Source organism: Variovorax sp. VaC1, from assembly GCF_043658315.1.
Taxonomy (GTDB): Bacteria; Pseudomonadota; Gammaproteobacteria; order Burkholderiales; family Burkholderiaceae_C; genus Variovorax.
Map to the genome: position 1 here is coordinate 181203 of NZ_JBIGLT010000002.1, position 17326 is coordinate 198528.

The window sequence follows — 17326 nt, forward strand, 5'->3', positions numbered from 1 at the left end:
GCGCTGCGGTTCAGGGCGGCGCCCACGCCGACGGCGTACTCCCCTCCGCGAATGTCCCCCGGGGCTGCGCCCCTCCTCCTTTATTTCGCTGCGGGGAGCACGCCATCGGCGTGAGCGTTTTCAGAGCAGTCGTTGATCGGCGATGCACCCGCAACGTGCCCTGTGCGAATGGCATCGGGTGCTCCCCGCAGCGAAATAAAGGAGGAGCGAAGCGGGGGACATTCGCGGAGGGGAGCACCCGATGTCATTCGCACGCGCCCCGAACGACAGCACCCAAGACAACAGCGCAAGAGCCCCTCAAGCCGCCTTGGCAATAGGAACAACCGCGCTGTTCATGCCGCGATAAACCTCAGCCTCGCCATGCTTCGCCAGCAACTGCATCAGATGCTTGCGAATCAACATCCCAGGCCGGTCCGACTCCATCGAATACTCCACACCCCGCCGCCGCGTATCGACCAACGCATCAGGGTCCGTCGACTCCAGGATGTCCTTGTCCTCCCGCGTGATCTCTTCGTCGAAGTCGATCAGCATCTGCGCCGCGCAATCCGCTTCGGTGTCGTTGCGGAACAGCCATTGGCACAGCTGCATGCGGCCGTCGTCGATGGGCGTGAAGCAGTTGATGATGATGTGGCGGATGCCCGAGGGGTACTCGATGTCGAGCCGCCGCGAGAACGGCAGAAAGTAGGCGTTGCGCATGTGGCGCGTGGTGATCGCATCGGTCACGCCGCTGATCGCGTGGAACTTCACCGGGTTGTTCGCTTCGATCACCGTCTCCGCGTAGAAGCCCGCGTCGTTCTCGACCAGTTCGTACTTGCTCGGCTTCGGGCTCGCGGCCACGCCGAAAGTGGCGCGATGCACGAAGCTGAAGTGCGAGTTGTCGAAAGAGTTTTCAAGCGCGCGCATCGGGCTGGTCTGCCACTCCTCGTAGAACTGGAAGATGGTTCGATAGCCCGCGTCCTCGAACTCCGAAATCGCCGGAATGTCGGCAATGGGCTCTTCCAGCGCCACCCATGCGTAGCCGTAACGCGAAGTGCAGCGGTAGGCCGTGGTGCGGTAGTCGGGCGAGATCTTGCGGTCGGCCTCGTACTGCGGAATCCGGATCACCTGCCCGCTGCGGTCGTAAGTCCAGCCGTGGTAGCCGCATTGAATGGCGCCCTGCCCGCAGGCCTTGCCTTCGCCATCCACGCACCAGCCCTTGGAAAGCTTCGCGGTGCGATGGCAGCAGCGGTCGCGCAGCGCAGCGGGCTGGCCGTCGGCGTCGATGAAGAGAACGATGTCTTCGCCCAGCAGCCTGAAAGGCTTGGGGCCTTGGGCCAGTTCGGTGAGCGGCATGACGGCATGCCAGAACTTGCGGAAGACGGGTTGTTGGGTGACGAGCATGCGCGGACTCCTTCTGTGTGCGTGTGGGGACGAACGTGAAAGAGCAATTTCCGACCGCGATGCCTTTCAGGTGTGTGAAGGCAAGGGGCTGAACGCTTCTACTCTGCGCCAGATGCCATGCAAATTGCGCGCCCGGATTGTGGCGCGCCCGCGCGGCCGATGCACGCACTTTCTCGCAAAGCCCGAGCGGATCGCCTTGGCATGCCTCCTGCATGACCACCCGCAAGAGTAGAAGCGTTCAGCAGCGCACGCACCACCCGAGTGCGCCGCCCGGAAATTGCTCTTGAAGCACCTTCTGCCTTCCACGCAGGGGGTTTCAAGACCCACGATTCCGAGGCTCACCATGCACCGCCGATCCTTTCTCGCGGCCACCTCCGCCGTCGCCGCATCGCTTGCCGCCCCTTCCGTACTCGCCCAGGGCGGCAACAAGCTCACGCCGCTCAAGTTCACGCTCGACTTCCGCATCAACGGGCAGACCGCGCCCTTCTTTCTTGCGCAGGCCAAGGGCTACTACAAGGACGAAGGCCTCGACGTGAGCATCGACACCGGTGCCGGCTCGGTCGCGTCGATCACGCGTATCGCCAGCGGCGTCTACCAACTGGGCCTGGGCGACATCAGCTCACTGATCGAGTTCAATGCGCAGAACCCCGGCACGCCGATGGTGCAGGCCGTGTACCAGTACTACAACCGTGCACCGTTCGTGATCATCGGCCGCAAGGACCGTGGCGTGACGGGCGACTTCAAGAGCCTTGCCGGCAAGAAGGTGGCAGCCGCCGCCGTCGAATCGACCCGCCGCGCCTGGCCGATGGTGGCGCGCAAGCAGGGCATGCGCGCCGATGCCTTCCAGTGGCAGACCACCGACTTCAGCGCGCGCGACAACGTGATGGTGCGCGGCGACGTCGATGCCGCCACCTACTTCCACGACTCGGCCATCTCGCTCTTCGCGCGCATGAAGCCGGAAGAACTCTCCGTGCTGAAGTACGCGGACGCGGGCGTCAACCTTTATGGCAACGCGATCCTTGCGGGCAGCAACCTCGTCGCGCAGAACCCGAAGGTGGTCGCCGCCTTCCTGCGCGCGACCAACCGCGCCATCGTCGAGACCTTTGCCAACGCGGCGCCCAGCATCGCCGCCATGCGCCAGCGCGAGCCCATCCTCGACGAGAAGATCGAGCTTGAACGCTGGGGCGTCACGGCGCAGTATGTGGGGGCGGCGGACACGCGCGGCCATGGCCTCGGCGATATCAAAAAGCTCACGCTCGAACAGCAAGTCGATGAAGTGGCCGATGTGTTCGGCCTGAAGGTCAAGCCTGCGTCCGACGCCATCTTCAACGGCGCCATGCTCCCCTCGCGCAGCGAACGAACGATTCCTACCAAGGCATGAACTCCAGCAACCCCACCGCCTACCCCGAAGAAGCCACGCTCGACGAACGCGACGGCCGCTACCTGCGCAAGGCCATCGTCTGGTCGCATGCGGCGCGCCGGCGCGGCAACCGGCCTTTCGGCTCGGTCATCGTCTCGGCGGCCGGCGAAGTGCTGGCCGAAGCCGGCAACAGCAACAACGAAACCGGCGACTGCACCGCCCATGCCGAGGTCAACGCGCTGCGCGCCCTGGCCGGCCGCAACATCACGCGCGAAGAACTCGCGGGCGCCACGCTCTATGCCTCGGGCGAGCCCTGCGTGATGTGCGCGGGCGCGATCTTCTGGTCGAACATCGGCCGCGTGGTGTTCGGCATCGACGCCGAACGCCTGCGCGTGTTCCGCGGCGAGCGGCAGGACCAGCGCGATGCCGAACTGTCGTGCCGCGACGTGTTCCGCGCTTCGCCGCATCCAATCGAATGCATCGGCCCGGCGTTGATCGACGAAGCGAGTGCCGCGCACGACGGGGCCTGGAAGACCTGACCGGCCGCAAGAGCGCGCACTAGACTCGCCGCATGCCCTGGCACGCCCGTCTCCATCTCGACTACCAACAAGAAGCCGCCCGCACCGTCGCCCGTTTCCGGCATGACGGGCCGCTGCGTATCCTGCAAAGCCTCTACCCCGAAGGCGACACCGTCTGCCACAACGTGCTCGTGCATCCGCCGGGCGGGCTCGTGGGTGGCGACACGCTCGACATCGACATCGAAGCCGCCGATGGCAGCCACGGCCTGATCACCACGCCGGGCGCCTCGCGCTTCTACCGCTCCGAAGGCGAGCTGGCGTTGCAGCGCACGCGCATCCGGCTGGCGGCCGGCGCGCGGCTCGAATGGCTGCCGCTCGAAGCCATCTGCTACAGCGGCTGCCAGGCCGAGAACCGGTTGCGCATCGAAGTCGAACCCGGTGCCGAACTGCTGGGCTGGGACGTGACCGCGCTCGGCCTGCCGAACGCCAACCAGCCCTTCGAGCGCGGCAGCTACCTGCAGCACATCGAAGTGCCCGGCGTGTGGCTGGAGCGCGGGCGCATCGACGCGGCCGATCGCCGGTTGCTGCAAAGCCCGATCGGGCTGGGCGGCCATCGCTGCATGGCCTCGCTGTTCTTCGTGGCGGGCTCGCCGATCGCACGCGCGCGGCGCGATGCGCTGCTGGCACAGGCACGCGCACTGCTCGAAGCGCACAGCCTGTTCGACAGCGCGGGCGTCACCAGCCCGCATGCCGAGGTCGTGGTGCTGCGCGTGCTGGCACCGGTGGTCGAACCCGCGATGCAGTTGCTGCGGCAGGTCTGGCAGGCATGGCGTGGGGAGCTGTGGCAACTGCCGGCTGCCATGCCGCGCATCTGGGCGACGTAGGGCAAGCCCCGCACCGGGCCACGGGCGGGGTCAGGCCGGCGTGTCGGTGCCGGGCAGGCGCAGGTGCTTCTTCAGCGTCTCGAACACCTGCCGCGTGACCGGGTTCACCACGTGGTTGCGCACGTAGAGGTAGTACGCCAGGTCGGGCAGGCGCGGCATGCCGTCGCCCGCGCCGAGCACGCGCAGGCCCGCATCGAGCTGCTCCACGCCGCGCGCCGTCACGCCCAGGCCCGCACGCAGCGCCGCCTTGATGCCGATCAGGCTCGACGATGTGTAGCGCGGCGTCCAGGCCACGCCGGCCGCATCGAGCGCCTCGTGGCCGATGCGCCGGAAGATGCTCGGCCCGTCGGCCATGATGAGCGGCACCGGCTTGGTCGGGTCGTGCACGTAGCTCGCGGCGCACAGCCACACGGTGGGCGAGTTGCGCAGCACCACGCCCTCGAACTGCGGGTCGGCGCGGTTGGAGATGATCATGTCGACCTCGCCACTCTTGAGCGAGGTCATCAGGTAGGGGCTGCGGCCGATGTGGATGTCGAGTTGCAGCAGCGGCGAAGTGCGCGCCACCTCGGTCAGCAGCAGCGGCAACATGGTTTCGGCCACGTCGTGCGGCGCGCCGATGCGCAGGTTGCCTTCGAGCTGCCCCTGCCGCATGCTGCGCAGCGCCTCGTCGTTGAGCGCCAGCATGTGGTGCGCGTAGGTGAGCAGCCGTTCGCCATGCTCGGTCAGCCGTTTCTGGCGGCCCTGCTTCACGAACAGCGGATGGCCGATCTGCTCTTCCAGTCGCTGCATCTGCTGCGTGATGGCCGACTGCGTGCGGTCCAGGTGGACGGCCGCCGCCGCAAAGCTGTGGTGGCTGACAACGGCCGCGAAGGAGCGCAGCAGTTCAAGGTCGAGCGTGGGCATCCATTAATTCTATTGATGTGTTTCTTGCGCCACTTGGATTGTTGCGTCACGTCCCTGTCACTACAGTGAACGCACACCGAACAGCCCCCACAGGAGATTCCCCGCATGAGTACCCCGTCCGAGCAGCGCCGCCAGGCCGTCGAAGCGTCCATCGCCACCATGAAGCAAACCATCGGCGGCGCTGAACCCACCCGCGAAAAGCTCGCGGTGGTGCTGGACGCACTGCAAGGGCTGGCCGCCCACACCGCGTACTGGGGCGCCGCCGACTTCCCGCCGCCCGAGGCGGGCGAGCACCAGGCCCGCTACCTCATTGCCGAAGACGCGGACCAGAGCTATGCGCTCTACCTGAACGTGATGCGGCCGGGCAAGAAGATCGTGCCGCACAACCACACGACCTGGGCCTGCATCGCGGCCGTGGAAGGCACCGAGCACAACCGCGTGTACGAACGCACCGACGACGGCGCCGTGCCGGGCGTGGGCCAGCTCGAAGAAACGGCGCTGGTCGTCGTGGCACCGGGCACGGGCATCGCGCTGATGCCTGAAGACATCCACTCGGTCGAGATCCAGGGCGAGCAGGTCATTCGCCACCTGCACATGTACGGCCGCGCGCTTGAAACGCTGAACCAGCGCACCGCCTACGACCTCGCCGCCGGCACGCACCAGACCATGGGCATCGGCGTGCAGACGCGCCGCTAGACGCCTCTCCCTTCTCCTTCTTCGCAATTCACGGATGCGGGCCGCCATGCGGCCTCGCAGGGACGCGCTCGTCCCGCCGCATCCGCCGACACCGATACCGACACACCCTTGCCCATGACGACCTCCCGCATCGACCCGAAGACCCTCAAATCCTGGCTGCACGACGGCAACGAGATTGCGTTGCTCGACGTGCGCGAGCATGGCCAGTACGGCGAGGCGCACCTCTTCTACGGCATCCCCCTGCCCTTCAGCCGGCTGGAGATCGATGCGCCGCGCCTCGTGCCGCGCCGCAGCGTGCGGGTGGTGGCCTACGACGCGGGCGACGACAGCACTGCCGACGTCGCTGAACGCGCCGCTGTGCGGCTCGCCGCGCTGGGCTACACCGACGTGCACGTGCTGCAAGGCGGCACGCGCGCCTGGAAGGCCGCGGGCTATGTGCTCTTCGCGGGCGTCAACCTGCCTTCGAAGACCTTCGGCGAACTGGCCGAAGAGGTCTATCACACGCCCCGCGTCAGCGCCGACCAGCTGGCCGAGATGCTCGCGCGCCAGGACAAGGTGGTCGTGCTCGACGGGCGCCCCGTCAGCGAGTTCCACAAGATGAACATCCCGGGCGCCACCTGCTGCCCCAACGGCGAGCTGGCCTACCGCGTGCGCCGGCTGGTGCCCGACACCACCACGCCCATCGTCATCAATTGCGCGGGCCGCACGCGCAGCATCATCGGCGCGCAGACGCTCATCAACCTGGGCCTGCCCAACCCGGTCTACGCGCTGGAGAACGGCACGCAGGGCTGGTACCTGGGCAATCACATACTGGGACACGGCGGCACGCAGCGCTATGCGGACGACAGCGGCAACACCGACCTGCGCCCCGCCGCCAAGGCGCTGGCCACCCGCTTCGACGTGCCCACGGTCACGGCGCAGGCCGTGCAGCAATGGGCCGGCGATGCCAGCCACAGCCTGTTCCTGTGCGACGTGCGCACGCCCGAGGAGTTCGCGGCCGGCAGCCTGCCCGGCGCGCAGCACACGCCCGGCGGCCAGCTGATGCAGGCCGGCGACCAGTACGTCGGCGTGCGCGGCGCGCGGCTGGTGCTGTTCGACAACGACGGCGTGCGCGCGCCCACCGTCGCGAGCTGGCTGCGGCAGATGGGGCATGACGCGAGCGTGCTCGAAGGCGGGCTTGCGAGCGGCCTGTCGTTGGCGCCCGCCCCTGCATCCATCGCACCGGCGCTGTCGACCATCGATACGCCCACGCTGTCGGCACGGCTCGCGCGAGGCGATGTCGCGCTGGTCGACCTGCGCGCCGGCATGCAGTTTCGCGCCGGCCACATTCCGCAGGCCCGCTGGTCGATCCGCCCGCGCCTTGCCAACGACGTGAAGGGCGAAGCGCGCCAGCTCGTGCTGGTTGCCGATGACGCCGCACTCGCAGCCTGGGCCGCGGCCTCCGAACTCGCCGGCCACACGGCCGCCCCGCTGCTGCTCGAAGGCGGCATGGCCGCATGGCACGCCGCCGGCCTGCCGGTCGTGGCCACGCCCGACTTGCCCAGCGACGCCGACTGCATCGACTACCTGTTCTTCGTGCACGACCGGCACGACGGCAACAAGGAGGCCGCGCGCCGCTACCTCGCCTGGGAGACGGGCCTCGTCGCGCAGCTCGACGCGCAGGAGCGGGCCGCCTTCCGGTTGCCCGCCGGTCCCTCCGCATCGCACTAGGTGCACCGCATGGCTCGCCTTGCGCGGGCCGCCCGCACCCGCCCCGGTTTCGCTTTCCGTTCGTCGTTGTCTGTTCCCAGCCCAGGAGTTCCGTCATGTCGTCTGCCAGCCGCATCCCGCACCTTGCCCGCCTTGCCCACTTCACCCACTTTGCGGTCGCCGCCGCGTGGCTCGCAACGCTGGCCCTGCAGCCCGCCTCGGCCGAGCCGCTGCCCGCGCGCAACGGCTTTCCGTCGCAAACGGTGAAGTTCGTCTCGCCCTTCCCGCCGGGCGGCGGCAACGACGCGACGGCCCGCCTCGTCACCGCGCGGCTGCCCGAAATCATGGGACAGGCCGCGGTGGTCGACAACCGCGGCGGCGCGGGCGGCAACATCGGCGCCAAGGCCGTGGCCGACGCCAGGCCCGACGGCTACACCGTGCTCACCTCGCAGGTGTCGATCATGGCGGTCAACCCCACGCTCTATGCGTCGGCCGGTTTCGATCCGGTCAAGAACTTCATTCCGATCACGCAGATCAACGCCGCGCCGCTCGCGCTCGTGGTGGATGCGAACTCACCGCTCAAGAGCTTTGCCGACCTCGCCGCGAAGGCCAAGGCCAGCCCCGGCAAGGTGACCTATGCAACGCCGGGCAACGGCACGCTGTCGCACCTCGTCGGCGTGGTGCTCTCGAAAGACGACGGCATCGCCATGACGCACGTGCCCTACAAGGGCGCCGGCCCCGCGCTCACCGACCTGCTCGGCGGGCAGGTCGACGTGCTCGTGACCTCGACGTCTTCGGTCGCGGGCCTCGTGCAGAACGGCAAGCTGCGCGTGCTGGCCGTGACCAGCCCACGCCGCATCGGCGTCTTTGCCAAGTCGCCGACGCTCGAGGAACTGGGCTACGCCGGCGCACGCTTCGAAGACTGGTACGGCTTCTTCGCACCGGCCGGCACGCCGCCCGAACGCGTGGCCTACCTGAACGAGGCCATCGTGCGCGCGCTGCGCCTGCCCGAAGTGGTCAAGCTCGTGAACGACGGCGGCAGCGAAGTGGTGGCGAACTCGTCCGAAGCCTTCGCCGCGCAATTGCGGCAGGACATTGACCGCTGGTCCCGAATCGTCAAACTCTCGGGGGCCAAGGCAGACTGACGCACCCGACCAGACCCGACCCGGCCCACGCTTTCACACCATGTCCGATTCGCACCAAGACTCCACCGGCCTCTCCGTCGACACCCGGCTCACGCGCACCGGCAAAGCGCCGTCTTATGCGGGCGGCGCGCCCGTCAACACACCGCTGGTGCGCGCCAGCACCGTGCTGTTCGACAGCGTGGGCGCCATGCGCGACGCGCGTGCGCGGCGCGACGACGAGCGCATCTTCAGCTACGGCGCACGCGGCACGCCCACCACCTTCGCGCTCGAAGACGCAGTGAGCGAGCTGGAAGGCGCCTACCGCACGCGGCTCTTTCCGACCGGCCTCGCGGCCATCGGCATGGTGCTGCTGTCGTACCTGAAACCTGGCGACCATGTGCTGATGTCGGACAGCGTGTACGAGCCCACGCGCAACCTCGTGCATTCGTTCCTCGCGCCCTACGGCATCCGCAGTTCGTTCTTCGCGGCGGACGGCAGCGGCATCGAAGCGCTGTTCGAGCCCACCACGAAGCTGGTGTATGCCGAATGCCCCGGCTCGCTGGTCTACGAGATGTGCGACCTGCCCAGGCTCGCCGCGCTGGCGCATGCACGCGGCGCCTTGCTCGCGGCCGACAACACCTGGGGCTCGGGCGTGCAGTACCGCCCGCTCGCGCTGGGTGCGGACATCTCGACGATGGCCGCCACCAAGTACCTCTCGGGCCATTCGGACGTGATGATGGGCACCGTCGCCACCACGCGCGAAGCCTGGCAGCCGCTCAATGAACGCTGCGACGCCTTCGGCATGACCGTGAGCCCCGACGATGCATGGCTGGTGCTGCGCGGCATGCGCACGCTGTCAGCGCGGCTGCAGATGCACGAGCGGCACGCGCTCGACGTGGCGCATTGGCTCGAAGCGCGACCTGAAGTGGCAACGGTGTTCTGCCCTGCGCTGCCGCAGCATCCGGGGCACGACATCTGGCGTCGCGATTGCCAGGGCACCAACGGCCTGCTGTCCATCGAGCTGCAACCCGGCATCGAGAACGCGGCGGTCGAGCGCTTCGTCGATGCGCTCACCCTGTTCGGGCGCGGGTCGTCATGGGGCGGCTATGAAAGCCTGGTGGCCTGGACGAACATGCGCGCCGCGCGCAGCGTGACGGACTGGAGCCAGCGCGGCGCGGTGGTGCGGCTGCACATCGGGCTGGAAGCGCCGGCGGACCTGACTGCGGATCTGGCGCGCGGGTTCGATGCGATGAAGGCAAAGGCCTGAGGCCTTCAGTCGCTGCCTGTTCCCGCATCGCCGCCATTCTTATCCGCCCATCGACCCAGCCACATCAGCGGACAGGGCTGCTGCTTCATGCAGAAGCAGAGGCTGATCCCAAGCCGGCGAGCACATTCAACACATTCAAGGTCGCGCCGTCGAGCATGGACCGCGGCCTGTGCGCCACCCCGAGCCGCCACGTCAGCGCCGGCATCAGCGGCACGATCTGAACGCGTTCGGCCGGCACCGTGTCGGCGTCCGGTTGCGACGGCAGCAGCGCGGCACCGTAGCCAGCCTCCACCAGCCTGCGAACCGCTGTATCGACGTTGAGCTCGATGCGCGGTCGTGGCGCCAGGCCCGCCGCGGCAAACCACGCCACCGTGAGCTGGTGCATGGAGGTATTGGCTTCGTTGAAGATCAGCGGCTTGCGGGCCAGCCAGGCCGGCGTGGCGCGCTTGGGTGCTTTCCAGCGCTGCGGCACGAAGGCCATCATCGGTTGCTCGCGCCATGGCGAAACCACCAGGCCGGAGACCACCGGTGCGGGCATCGCCACCAACCCGATGTCGAGCGTGCCGGCGGCCAGCCGCGCGATCGCTTCGCTGGTGACGAGAATGCTCACTTCGACATCGATCTCCGAGTGCTCGGCTTCGAGTGCCTCGAGCACCTGCGTGAGCATGTCCAGCACCACGCCTGTCGAAGCACTGAGGCGCACCCGGCCGGTACGCCCTTCATGGCGCCGCCGGGTCGCATCGACGAGGTCTTCGGTGTCCCGCAGCAGTTTTCGACCGCCCTCGACCAGCACGGCGCCCGACGCGGTGGGAAGAATGCGGCCCTTGCCGCGAATCACGAGCGGCGCACCCAGACGCGACTCCAGCTCGCTGATGTGCAGGCTCACGGTGGGCTGCGCCAGGTGCAGCGCTTTCGCCGCGGCAGCGAAGGTGCCGAGGTCGACGATGGCAATCAGCGTGCGCAATTGATCGAGGTTGAGGTGGCGCATCGGAAACACTGAAGGTGAGCTCAGAAATCTCAACTTCCACAGTAGCACGTCTCGCCGGAAGATGATCGTTCTCCAACCGGGAGTACCTCATGGCAACACTCACGCTCGTTGTATTTCGTCAATGGCTCCTCGATGCCCTTTTCGACGGCGCCCGATGTATCGAAAAGCGCCGACGCCTCCGTGTGGACGCATCTCAACTGAAGGCCATGAGCGAGCACGAACTGTGTGACCTGGGTGTCGGTCGCAGCGAGGTGCCGGGGCTGCTGCGGATGGCTGGCGCGGCGCCATCGGGTCGCCCGTGAATCTTGGAAACCGGCGCTGAAGCGGCTCTGGCAAAGGGTACCTGTCGTGGCCGTTGGCCATCGCCGGCAGCGCATTGAGCGCACGACCTTCCTTGCTTTTCACGCCGATGATCGTGGCGCAGCGGAGCCCTAGCGCCCCAGGTGCCTGTCGAAGAAGCGCGCGATATCACCGAATGCTTCCCGGGTCTCGGGCGCATCCGGGTTCATCCCGTACTGCGCGTGCGACTGCCCTTCGTACACGTTGAGTTCCGCCTCGACGCCGGCGCGCCGCAGCTTGCGATGCGTGCGCACCGTGTTCGACAGGAACAGGTCGCGCGTGCCCGTGGTCAGGATCGCGGGTGGAAAGCCCTTGAAGTCGCCGTAGATCGGCGACAGCTGCGGGTCTTTCAGGTCGCGCCCCGCGGCATACAGCAGCGCGGCGCGCCCCAGCCAGCCGTCCCAGGTCACCAGGACGTTGTCGATCCATTCATTGGTCTGGTAGCTGTCGCCGATCTTCGCGATGTCGGACCACGGCGTTCCCGGTGCGATGGCGCCGGGCAGCGGCACGCTCTCGGCCTTCGCGCGAAGCACCAGCGCCAGCGTCATCGCGCCGCCCGTCGAAGTGCCGAAGACCGCCATGTTCTGCGGCTTGTTGGTCTTGACCAGTTCCTTCCAGACGGCCATCGCATCGTCCATGGCCGCGGGATAAGGAAAGTCGGGCGGCATGCGGTAGTCGACCGACACGACCTTGAAGCCGCCGAAGCCGGCCAGCAGCATCGCTTCGGGCAAGGCGGATTCGCCAGGGCCGAACACATAGCCGCCGCCATGCACGTGCATCAGCAGCCGCTTCTCGTTGCCGCGCGCGATCTTGTGGGGCGTGACGATGAAAGCGTTCACACCGGCGATCTTCGTGGCCTGCACGGAGACGCCGAGCTTTTCCTTCAGCGCGGGAATCATCGCCACGACGGGCGCGGCACGGCTGTTGACCAGCGCCTTCCACTCGGCTGCGTCCTTGGGCGCCGCGTTGAAGTGGCCGGGGTAGCCGCCGCCGATCAACGCCTGCATCTGCGGGCTGACCTCGTTCGTCGGAACCGGACTCACCTGCGCCGGAGAGCGCCGCGCACCGGCCTGCGCATTGGCCGTGCCTTGCGCAGCCGCCTTCTCGGCATAGGTTGGAGGCAGTTGCGAACAGGCGGTGAGCGCGACGGCCGCGAGCAACAACGCGAGCTGTGAGGTGAGCCTGAAGTTCATTGTCTTCCTCTGTAGTTCTTTCGATGGATGAGCCTGTCCCGGGCCTCGCAGGGGCGCCGTCATGCTCTCACCGTGCTTGCGTCGTGGGCCTCCGTTCAAACCCCAACTGTGCGAACGCACGATCTTTCAGCGGTGACCGAGGTGTTTCCGATACCAATCCAGCGCCTGCGTGGAAGCGATCTCGAAGTCCTTGATGTACGGGTCGAAGTGCCCCGAGCCCGGCAACAGCGTCAAGGCCTTGGGCTCCAGCGCCTGGTTGTACGCCAGCAGCGCAAGGTCGGCGGGCGTGACGGTGTCGCGCTCGGCCACCACCATCAGCAAGGGCGTGGGGCTCACGCGCTGGATGTAGTCACCGGGGTTGTAGGCACGAGACCATTCCACGGAACGCAGGCTGACCTCGGGCACCTGTTGCGGCGCGCGGCGATAGGCGGCGGTGTACCAATCGACCGCCTCCTGCGTCTTGTAGACGGCTTCGGAACCTGCATCGCCCATGATCGGCAGCATGCGGGGCGCACTTCCCCGCGCCCGCTGCTGGCGGTCGTCGGCAAGACGGGCCAGCAGCCGGGCTTCGGCCTCGCCGTTGACGCGCCGCAGCGCGGACTGCGTTCCGCTGACCGTCGGCACCTGCGCCACGGCACATCTCACACGGCGGTCCGTGGCCGCCAGAACGATGGCATGGCCACCGCTGTAGCTGCTGCCCCAGACGCCGATGCGCCGCGCATCGGCTTCGGACAAGCCGCTCGCGAAGGTGACGGCGTGGCGCATGTCTTCGATCTGCTGCCAGGGGTTGATCTCGCGGCGCGGCGCGCCGTCGCTGCTGCCAAAGCCCCGATGGTCGTACAGCAGCACCATGAAGCCGGCGCCGGCGAAGCGCTCGGCGAAGAGGTCGGTGAACATCTCCTTGGTGGTGCCGTAGCCACCGCTCATGACGATCAGCGGGTGCCGTTGTTCGTGCGGCGCCGGCTCGACGGGTTGGTACAGCCAGCCTCGCAGCGTGATGCCGTCGGCATCGAAATCGACGTCCTTGCGAACAAAGGGTGGGGCTGGATGGGCTGCCGCGAAGGGCGTGCAGGAATGGGACATGGGGTCTCGGTTCGACATGCCCCCGAGTGTGGGCAGCCCTCTTCCCGCACGCTTGCCCGAAGCTGCCGACTTCTGCGCCGAATCGGACACGGCCAGCCGCGCCGGCGTGCCGGGCTTCAGCGCTGCCGCAGGTATTTGCTGGGCGGCACGCCCATGAAGCGGCGGAACACGTGAGTGAACGCGCCCGGTGTTTCGTAGCCCAGTTCGAGCGCGATCGCCGTGATGCCCTCGCCCGATGCGAGGCGCGGCAGCGCCGCCAGCACCCGGACCTGCTGGCGCCATCCGATGAAGGTCACACCGAACTCCTGCCTGAAAAGGCGTGCCAGCGTGCGCTCCGACACATGGACCTCGCGGGCCCATTCCGCCAGCGAGCGCGCGTCGCCGGGCCGCTCCAGCAGGGCATTGCACACGCGCGACAGGCGTGCGTCCCGGGCGCTCATCAGGCCCAGCTCGACGGCGTCCCTGGCCCAGTCGATCTCGCCGAGGATGAGCGAGAGCACGCGTCCTTCGTGCCCGTCTTCGTCGTGCGCGATGGCGATGGTCGATGCGCGGCCGATCAGCTCGCGCAGGAAGGGCGACACGCGCAGGGTCTGCGGCTTGCGGGGAAAGCCGGCGGGAATCGCGTCGGCACGCACATAAAGGCTCTGCATCGACACCGTGCCCCGGGCCCGCATGGCGTGCTGGGTATGGGGCGGTATCCATAGTGCGTGCTGCGGCGGAATCAGCCACAGCCCGTCGGCGGTGGCCAGCTCCATCAGGCCCACGGGGGCATACACCAGTTGGCCCCTGTCATGGCTATGCCGCCCGGTGTCCCAGCCATCCGGATAGGTCTTGGGCATCACGCCCAGCGCGGCCGGGGCGTTTTCGTAGTCGGCCCGATGGGTGCTCTTGGCGGGCGAGGTCATGCGATCCCTACGCATCCACCTCTTCCGCCGCCAAGGCCGCCAGATAGATGCACACGCCCGCCACCGCTGTCGACAACACCGCCAGCGTGTAGGCGAGCCGCTTGCCATGAAAGAGCGACCCGAGCCAGGCCTCGGACTCGACCATCCAGACGGTCGCCTTGCCGCCCATCCGTTCGACCTCTTGCAGTTCGCGCTTCGATGCGTCCAGCGGCACCGTGTAGACCTGCCCGTTCACCACGCGCTGGTCGGCAGCCTTCACGTCTTCATTGCGCTCGGCGACGAGAAAGAGAATGCCCGCGACGATCCAGCCGGCGATGAGGATGACGATGCCTGTCTGGCGCAGGCGGCGATGGGGTGGCGTGGCGGGCGAGGTCATGGGGCGGCTAGCCCCGGATTCTGACCGAGCCCCGCCCACCCGTTCAGCCGCAGGCGCTCTTGCCCGCCGGCGACCCGCGCAGCCTGTTCAGAAAAGCCAGCTGGACCTTCGCCGTTTCACTCCCCTGTTCTGCGGCCCGGAGCATCCATGTCCGCGCTTCGCAGCGGTCAGCCTTCACCGCCGGGCCGTACAGCGTCTGGCCGGTCAGCAGCACCATGCCCAGCATCTCCTGCGCCTCGGCATGGCCTTCGGAGGCGGCTTGCCGCAACTGGTCGAGCATGGTGCCGTAGTCGCGGTCGGCCTGCGCTTCCAGGGCGAGCTGAAAGCGCTGTTCGGCCTGCAGATCGGTGTTCGCGTCGAAGGGCTTGGCCGCGGCGAGTGCCGCAGCGAGCAACAGCACGCCTGAAAGAAAAATGCGCCAGCGCAGCGACCAGCTGGCGATCTGGTTGAGTTCGGATGACATCGATGTTCTCCACGAGTGACGTGGATGCCATCGTGGCGCGAAGCCCCGCGAAAGAGAACTTGGAATTCACGCAGCCTGCCTCAGTCGCCGCCTGAGCCCCACAGGCGCATCGAGGCTCAGAACATCGACAGCACCAGCGCATTGACGCAGTAGCCGCCGACCGTGAGAAACACGAAGAGCAGCGCCCCCAGCTTCAGCGGCTGCACACCGGCACGGCGCAGGCTCACAGCGCTGGTCCGCAAGCCCATTGCGGCCATGGCGGTGGCCAGCAGCAGCGTGTCGAGCTGCACCAGCCCTTCGACCAGCGCATGCGGCAGCACGTCGAGCGAATGCACGGCGCTCACGGCGATGAACAGCACCGCGAACCACGGAATGCGCACCTGCTTCCAGCAGGCCTTGAAGCTGGTCGCGCCCTTCATCGATGCGGCCGACTGGAACGACAGCCACATGAGGAACGGCGCGAGCATCATCACGCGCAGCATCTTCTCGACCACGGCCGCGTTGGCTGCGGCGGGGCCGACGGTTTCGCCCACGGCCACCACCTGCGCCACCTCGTGGATGGTCGATCCGGCGAACAGGCCGAAGGCATGCTCCGAAAGCCCGAGGTACGGGAACACCAAGGGGTACAGCACCATCGACAGCGTGCCGAACACCACCACCGTGGCCACGGCGATCGAGACCTTGTGCTCTTCGCCGCGCACCACGGGCTGCGTGGCCATGACCGCCGCAGCACCGCAGATGGCGCTGCCCGCGCCGATCAGCGCGGCGGTCTGCCGGTCGAGCCCGAGCCAGCGCGTGCCGACGTAGACGGCGATGCCGAAGGTCAGCGCCACCATCGCCATGCCGATCAGCAGGCCGGGCCAACCGACCGCGCCAATGTCGTGCAGCGAGATGCGAAAACCGTAGAGCACGATGCCCGCGCGCAGCAGCACGCTGCGCGCAAAGTCCACGCCCGCGCCTGCGCGATCCGCCACCGAAGGGAAGGCCGTGTTGCCGACCAGCATGCCCAGCGCGATGGCCAGCGTCATTGCGCTCAGGCCCATCTGCAGCATCGGCCCCCACTGCGCCAGCAGCGCTGCCATGGCAGCCAGCAGGGCCGCGAGCAGCAGGCCGGGCCCACGGCTGCGAACGAAAGAAAAACCGGGCAAGGAGGCAACAAGGGAATCCATGGCCCCGAGGTTAGGAATGGACGCCCCATGAGTCAAAGACATAAACTTCACCGATGCATGAAATGAAGTTATGGCAATGAACCTGCACCTGCTGCGCCTCTTCGTCGCGGTGGCCGAGGCGGGCAGCTTTTCTCGCGCGGCCGAAGGGCTGTGGATCAGCCAGCCGGCGGTGTCCAAGGGCATCCGCGAACTGGAGCACCAGCTCGACCTGACATTGATCGAGCGCGGCGCCGGCAAGGGCTTCCGGCTCACCGAGGCAGGCACCTCGCTGCTCACGCATGCGCGCGGCATCTTCGCGATGGAGCGCGCGGCACTCGACGATGTGCGTGCGCGCGTCGGCGTGCAGCGCGGCAGCCTGACCATCGGTGCCAGCACCACGGTCGCGAGCTACTGGCTGCCGCCCTATGTCGCGGCCTTCTGCGCCGCCTACCCCGCCGTGGTGCCGCGCGTGACGGTCGGCAACACGCAGTGGGTGTGCGAGCAGTTGCTCGAATGCCGCATCGACCTGGCGCTGGTGGAAGGCCGCGTCGATGAAGAGCGCATCGAGGTCAGCGAATGGAAGGCCGACCCGCTCACGCTGGTGGTGGCGCCGGGCTCGACATTGCCGCGCCGCGCGGTGACGGCCGAAGCGCTGGGCCGCCAGAACTGGATCTTGCGCGAGCCCGGCTCGGGCACGCGGCAGGCCACCGAAGCGCTGTGCGAGGCCCACGGCATCGCCGCCCTGCCCTGGATGGAAATGGCCAGCAACGAGGCCATTGCGCGCACGGTGGCCAGCGGTGTCGGCATCTCGATGCTGCCGCGCGTGGTGGTGGCCGACATGCTCGCGCTCGGCGCGCTGCGCGAGCTGAAGCTGGCGGGCGGCGCCACCTTCTCGCGCCCGCTCTACCGGCTCGCGCTGAAGAACCGGCCGCTTGCACCCGCCGCGCTCAAGATGGTCGAGCTGCTGGAGCGCAAGGGCGCACTGGCCCGCGCGCAGCGGGCCTGAGGAA

Annotated in this window: 18 protein-coding genes; 9 read left to right on the forward strand and 9 right to left on the reverse strand. The window is 67.8% G+C overall.

The window, feature by feature from the left end; translation table 11 throughout:
- Nucleotides 1-297: 297 nt before the first annotated feature.
- On the reverse strand, nt 298-1380 hold the full coding sequence (locus ACGLHS_RS07810; RefSeq protein WP_394478499.1) for a Rieske 2Fe-2S domain-containing protein: 1083 nt from the start codon (nt 1378-1380) through the stop codon (nt 298-300).
- A gap of 343 nt (nt 1381-1723) precedes the next feature.
- Between ACGLHS_RS07810 and ACGLHS_RS07815 the strand changes: the two genes are divergently transcribed.
- The 3 genes from ACGLHS_RS07815 to ACGLHS_RS07825 are packed head-to-tail and all read left to right on the forward strand — an operon-like array spanning nt 1724 to nt 4142.
- Nucleotides 1724-2761: an ABC transporter substrate-binding protein gene (locus ACGLHS_RS07815; RefSeq protein WP_394478501.1), complete on the forward strand. Its 1038-nt coding sequence runs from the start codon at nt 1724-1726 to the stop codon at nt 2759-2761.
- A complete protein-coding gene (locus tag ACGLHS_RS07820; protein ID WP_394478503.1) occupies nt 2758-3279 on the forward strand; it encodes a nucleoside deaminase in 522 nt (173 codons plus the stop codon). Before ACGLHS_RS07815 ends, ACGLHS_RS07820 begins: the two co-directional genes overlap by 4 nt.
- Nucleotides 3280-3311: 32 nt before the next feature.
- The gene (locus ACGLHS_RS07825; RefSeq protein ID WP_394478505.1) at nt 3312-4142 is read left to right on the forward strand and encodes an urease accessory protein UreD; all 831 of its coding nucleotides are present in this window, start codon (nt 3312-3314) and stop codon (nt 4140-4142) included.
- Nucleotides 4143-4172: 30 nt separating this feature from the next.
- On the opposite strand, the gene ACGLHS_RS07830 is transcribed toward ACGLHS_RS07825, so the two are convergent.
- Nucleotides 4173-5045: a LysR substrate-binding domain-containing protein gene (locus ACGLHS_RS07830; protein WP_093238442.1), complete on the reverse strand. Its 873-nt coding sequence runs from the start codon at nt 5043-5045 to the stop codon at nt 4173-4175.
- Between the two features lie 105 nt (nt 5046-5150).
- On the opposite strand from ACGLHS_RS07830, the gene ACGLHS_RS07835 reads away from it, so the two are divergent.
- From ACGLHS_RS07835 to metC, 4 genes are all read left to right on the forward strand, one after another.
- Entirely contained in the window at nt 5151-5741 is a 591-nt protein-coding gene (locus tag ACGLHS_RS07835) for a hypothetical protein (RefSeq protein ID WP_394478507.1), read from the forward strand.
- Nucleotides 5742-5855: 114 nt separating this feature from the next.
- Complete coding sequence (locus tag ACGLHS_RS07840) at nt 5856-7451, forward strand: rhodanese-like domain-containing protein (protein WP_394478509.1); 1596 nt, start codon at nt 5856-5858, stop codon at nt 7449-7451.
- A 95-nt stretch (nt 7452-7546) separates the two neighbouring features.
- Entirely contained in the window at nt 7547-8575 is a 1029-nt protein-coding gene (locus ACGLHS_RS07845; protein WP_394478511.1) for a Bug family tripartite tricarboxylate transporter substrate binding protein, read from the forward strand.
- Between the two features lie 40 nt (nt 8576-8615).
- Nucleotides 8616-9821 carry a cystathionine beta-lyase gene (metC, locus tag ACGLHS_RS07850; RefSeq protein ID WP_394478513.1) on the forward strand — a complete coding sequence of 402 codons (1206 nt, stop codon included), beginning with the start codon at nt 8616-8618 and terminating at the stop codon, nt 9819-9821.
- An 85-nt stretch (nt 9822-9906) separates the two neighbouring features.
- Here metC and ACGLHS_RS07855 read toward each other — a convergent pair whose 3' ends face one another.
- On the reverse strand, nt 9907-10809 hold the full coding sequence (locus ACGLHS_RS07855; RefSeq protein ID WP_394478515.1) for a LysR family transcriptional regulator: 903 nt from the start codon (nt 10807-10809) through the stop codon (nt 9907-9909).
- Between the two features lie 89 nt (nt 10810-10898).
- Between ACGLHS_RS07855 and ACGLHS_RS07860 the strand changes: the two genes are divergently transcribed.
- Nucleotides 10899-11111 carry a DUF1127 domain-containing protein gene (locus ACGLHS_RS07860; RefSeq protein ID WP_394478517.1) on the forward strand — a complete coding sequence of 71 codons (213 nt, stop codon included), beginning with the start codon at nt 10899-10901 and terminating at the stop codon, nt 11109-11111.
- 129 nt (nt 11112-11240) lie between these two features.
- Here ACGLHS_RS07860 and ACGLHS_RS07865 read toward each other — a convergent pair whose 3' ends face one another.
- The 6 genes from ACGLHS_RS07865 to ACGLHS_RS07890 form a co-directional block, all read right to left on the reverse strand.
- Nucleotides 11241-12341 carry an alpha/beta hydrolase gene (locus ACGLHS_RS07865; RefSeq protein ID WP_394478519.1) on the reverse strand — a complete coding sequence of 367 codons (1101 nt, stop codon included), beginning with the start codon at nt 12339-12341 and terminating at the stop codon, nt 11241-11243.
- A gap of 126 nt (nt 12342-12467) precedes the next feature.
- A complete protein-coding gene (locus ACGLHS_RS07870) occupies nt 12468-13424 on the reverse strand; it encodes an alpha/beta hydrolase (protein ID WP_394478521.1) in 957 nt (318 codons plus the stop codon).
- 116 nt (nt 13425-13540) lie between these two features.
- A complete protein-coding gene (locus ACGLHS_RS07875; protein WP_394478523.1) occupies nt 13541-14329 on the reverse strand; it encodes an AraC family transcriptional regulator in 789 nt (262 codons plus the stop codon).
- 7 nt (nt 14330-14336) lie between these two features.
- A complete protein-coding gene (locus tag ACGLHS_RS07880) occupies nt 14337-14705 on the reverse strand; it encodes a hypothetical protein (RefSeq protein ID WP_093238427.1) in 369 nt (122 codons plus the stop codon).
- A 43-nt stretch (nt 14706-14748) separates the two neighbouring features.
- Nucleotides 14749-15168: a sel1 repeat family protein gene (locus ACGLHS_RS07885; RefSeq protein ID WP_394478526.1), complete on the reverse strand. Its 420-nt coding sequence runs from the start codon at nt 15166-15168 to the stop codon at nt 14749-14751.
- 116 nt (nt 15169-15284) lie between these two features.
- The gene (locus tag ACGLHS_RS07890; protein ID WP_394478528.1) at nt 15285-16337 is read right to left on the reverse strand and encodes a YeiH family protein; all 1053 of its coding nucleotides are present in this window, start codon (nt 16335-16337) and stop codon (nt 15285-15287) included.
- A gap of 76 nt (nt 16338-16413) precedes the next feature.
- Between ACGLHS_RS07890 and ACGLHS_RS07895 the strand changes: the two genes are divergently transcribed.
- On the forward strand, nt 16414-17322 hold the full coding sequence (locus tag ACGLHS_RS07895; protein WP_394478530.1) for a LysR substrate-binding domain-containing protein: 909 nt from the start codon (nt 16414-16416) through the stop codon (nt 17320-17322).
- The last annotated feature ends 4 nt before the right edge of the window (nt 17323-17326 follow it).

Coding starts and splice junctions, on each gene's coding strand:
- ACGLHS_RS07810 (WP_394478499.1), bottom strand. CDS start 1,380: ATGCTCGTCACCCAACAACCCGTCTTCCGCAAGTTCTGGCATGCCGTC.
- ACGLHS_RS07815 (WP_394478501.1), top strand. CDS start 1,724: ATGCACCGCCGATCCTTTCTCGCGGCCACCTCCGCCGTCGCCGCATCG.
- ACGLHS_RS07820 (WP_394478503.1), top strand. CDS start 2,758: ATGAACTCCAGCAACCCCACCGCCTACCCCGAAGAAGCCACGCTCGAC.
- ACGLHS_RS07825 (WP_394478505.1), top strand. CDS start 3,312: ATGCCCTGGCACGCCCGTCTCCATCTCGACTACCAACAAGAAGCCGCC.
- ACGLHS_RS07830 (WP_093238442.1), bottom strand. CDS start 5,045: ATGCCCACGCTCGACCTTGAACTGCTGCGCTCCTTCGCGGCCGTTGTC.
- ACGLHS_RS07835 (WP_394478507.1), top strand. CDS start 5,151: ATGAGTACCCCGTCCGAGCAGCGCCGCCAGGCCGTCGAAGCGTCCATC.
- ACGLHS_RS07840 (WP_394478509.1), top strand. CDS start 5,856: ATGACGACCTCCCGCATCGACCCGAAGACCCTCAAATCCTGGCTGCAC.
- ACGLHS_RS07845 (WP_394478511.1), top strand. CDS start 7,547: ATGTCGTCTGCCAGCCGCATCCCGCACCTTGCCCGCCTTGCCCACTTC.
- metC (WP_394478513.1), top strand. CDS start 8,616: ATGTCCGATTCGCACCAAGACTCCACCGGCCTCTCCGTCGACACCCGG.
- ACGLHS_RS07855 (WP_394478515.1), bottom strand. CDS start 10,809: ATGCGCCACCTCAACCTCGATCAATTGCGCACGCTGATTGCCATCGTC.
- ACGLHS_RS07860 (WP_394478517.1), top strand. CDS start 10,899: ATGGCAACACTCACGCTCGTTGTATTTCGTCAATGGCTCCTCGATGCC.
- ACGLHS_RS07865 (WP_394478519.1), bottom strand. CDS start 12,341: ATGAACTTCAGGCTCACCTCACAGCTCGCGTTGTTGCTCGCGGCCGTC.
- ACGLHS_RS07870 (WP_394478521.1), bottom strand. CDS start 13,424: ATGTCCCATTCCTGCACGCCCTTCGCGGCAGCCCATCCAGCCCCACCC.
- ACGLHS_RS07875 (WP_394478523.1), bottom strand. CDS start 14,329: ATGACCTCGCCCGCCAAGAGCACCCATCGGGCCGACTACGAAAACGCC.
- ACGLHS_RS07880 (WP_093238427.1), bottom strand. CDS start 14,705: ATGACCTCGCCCGCCACGCCACCCCATCGCCGCCTGCGCCAGACAGGC.
- ACGLHS_RS07885 (WP_394478526.1), bottom strand. CDS start 15,168: ATGTCATCCGAACTCAACCAGATCGCCAGCTGGTCGCTGCGCTGGCGC.
- ACGLHS_RS07890 (WP_394478528.1), bottom strand. CDS start 16,337: ATGGATTCCCTTGTTGCCTCCTTGCCCGGTTTTTCTTTCGTTCGCAGC.
- ACGLHS_RS07895 (WP_394478530.1), top strand. CDS start 16,414: ATGAACCTGCACCTGCTGCGCCTCTTCGTCGCGGTGGCCGAGGCGGGC.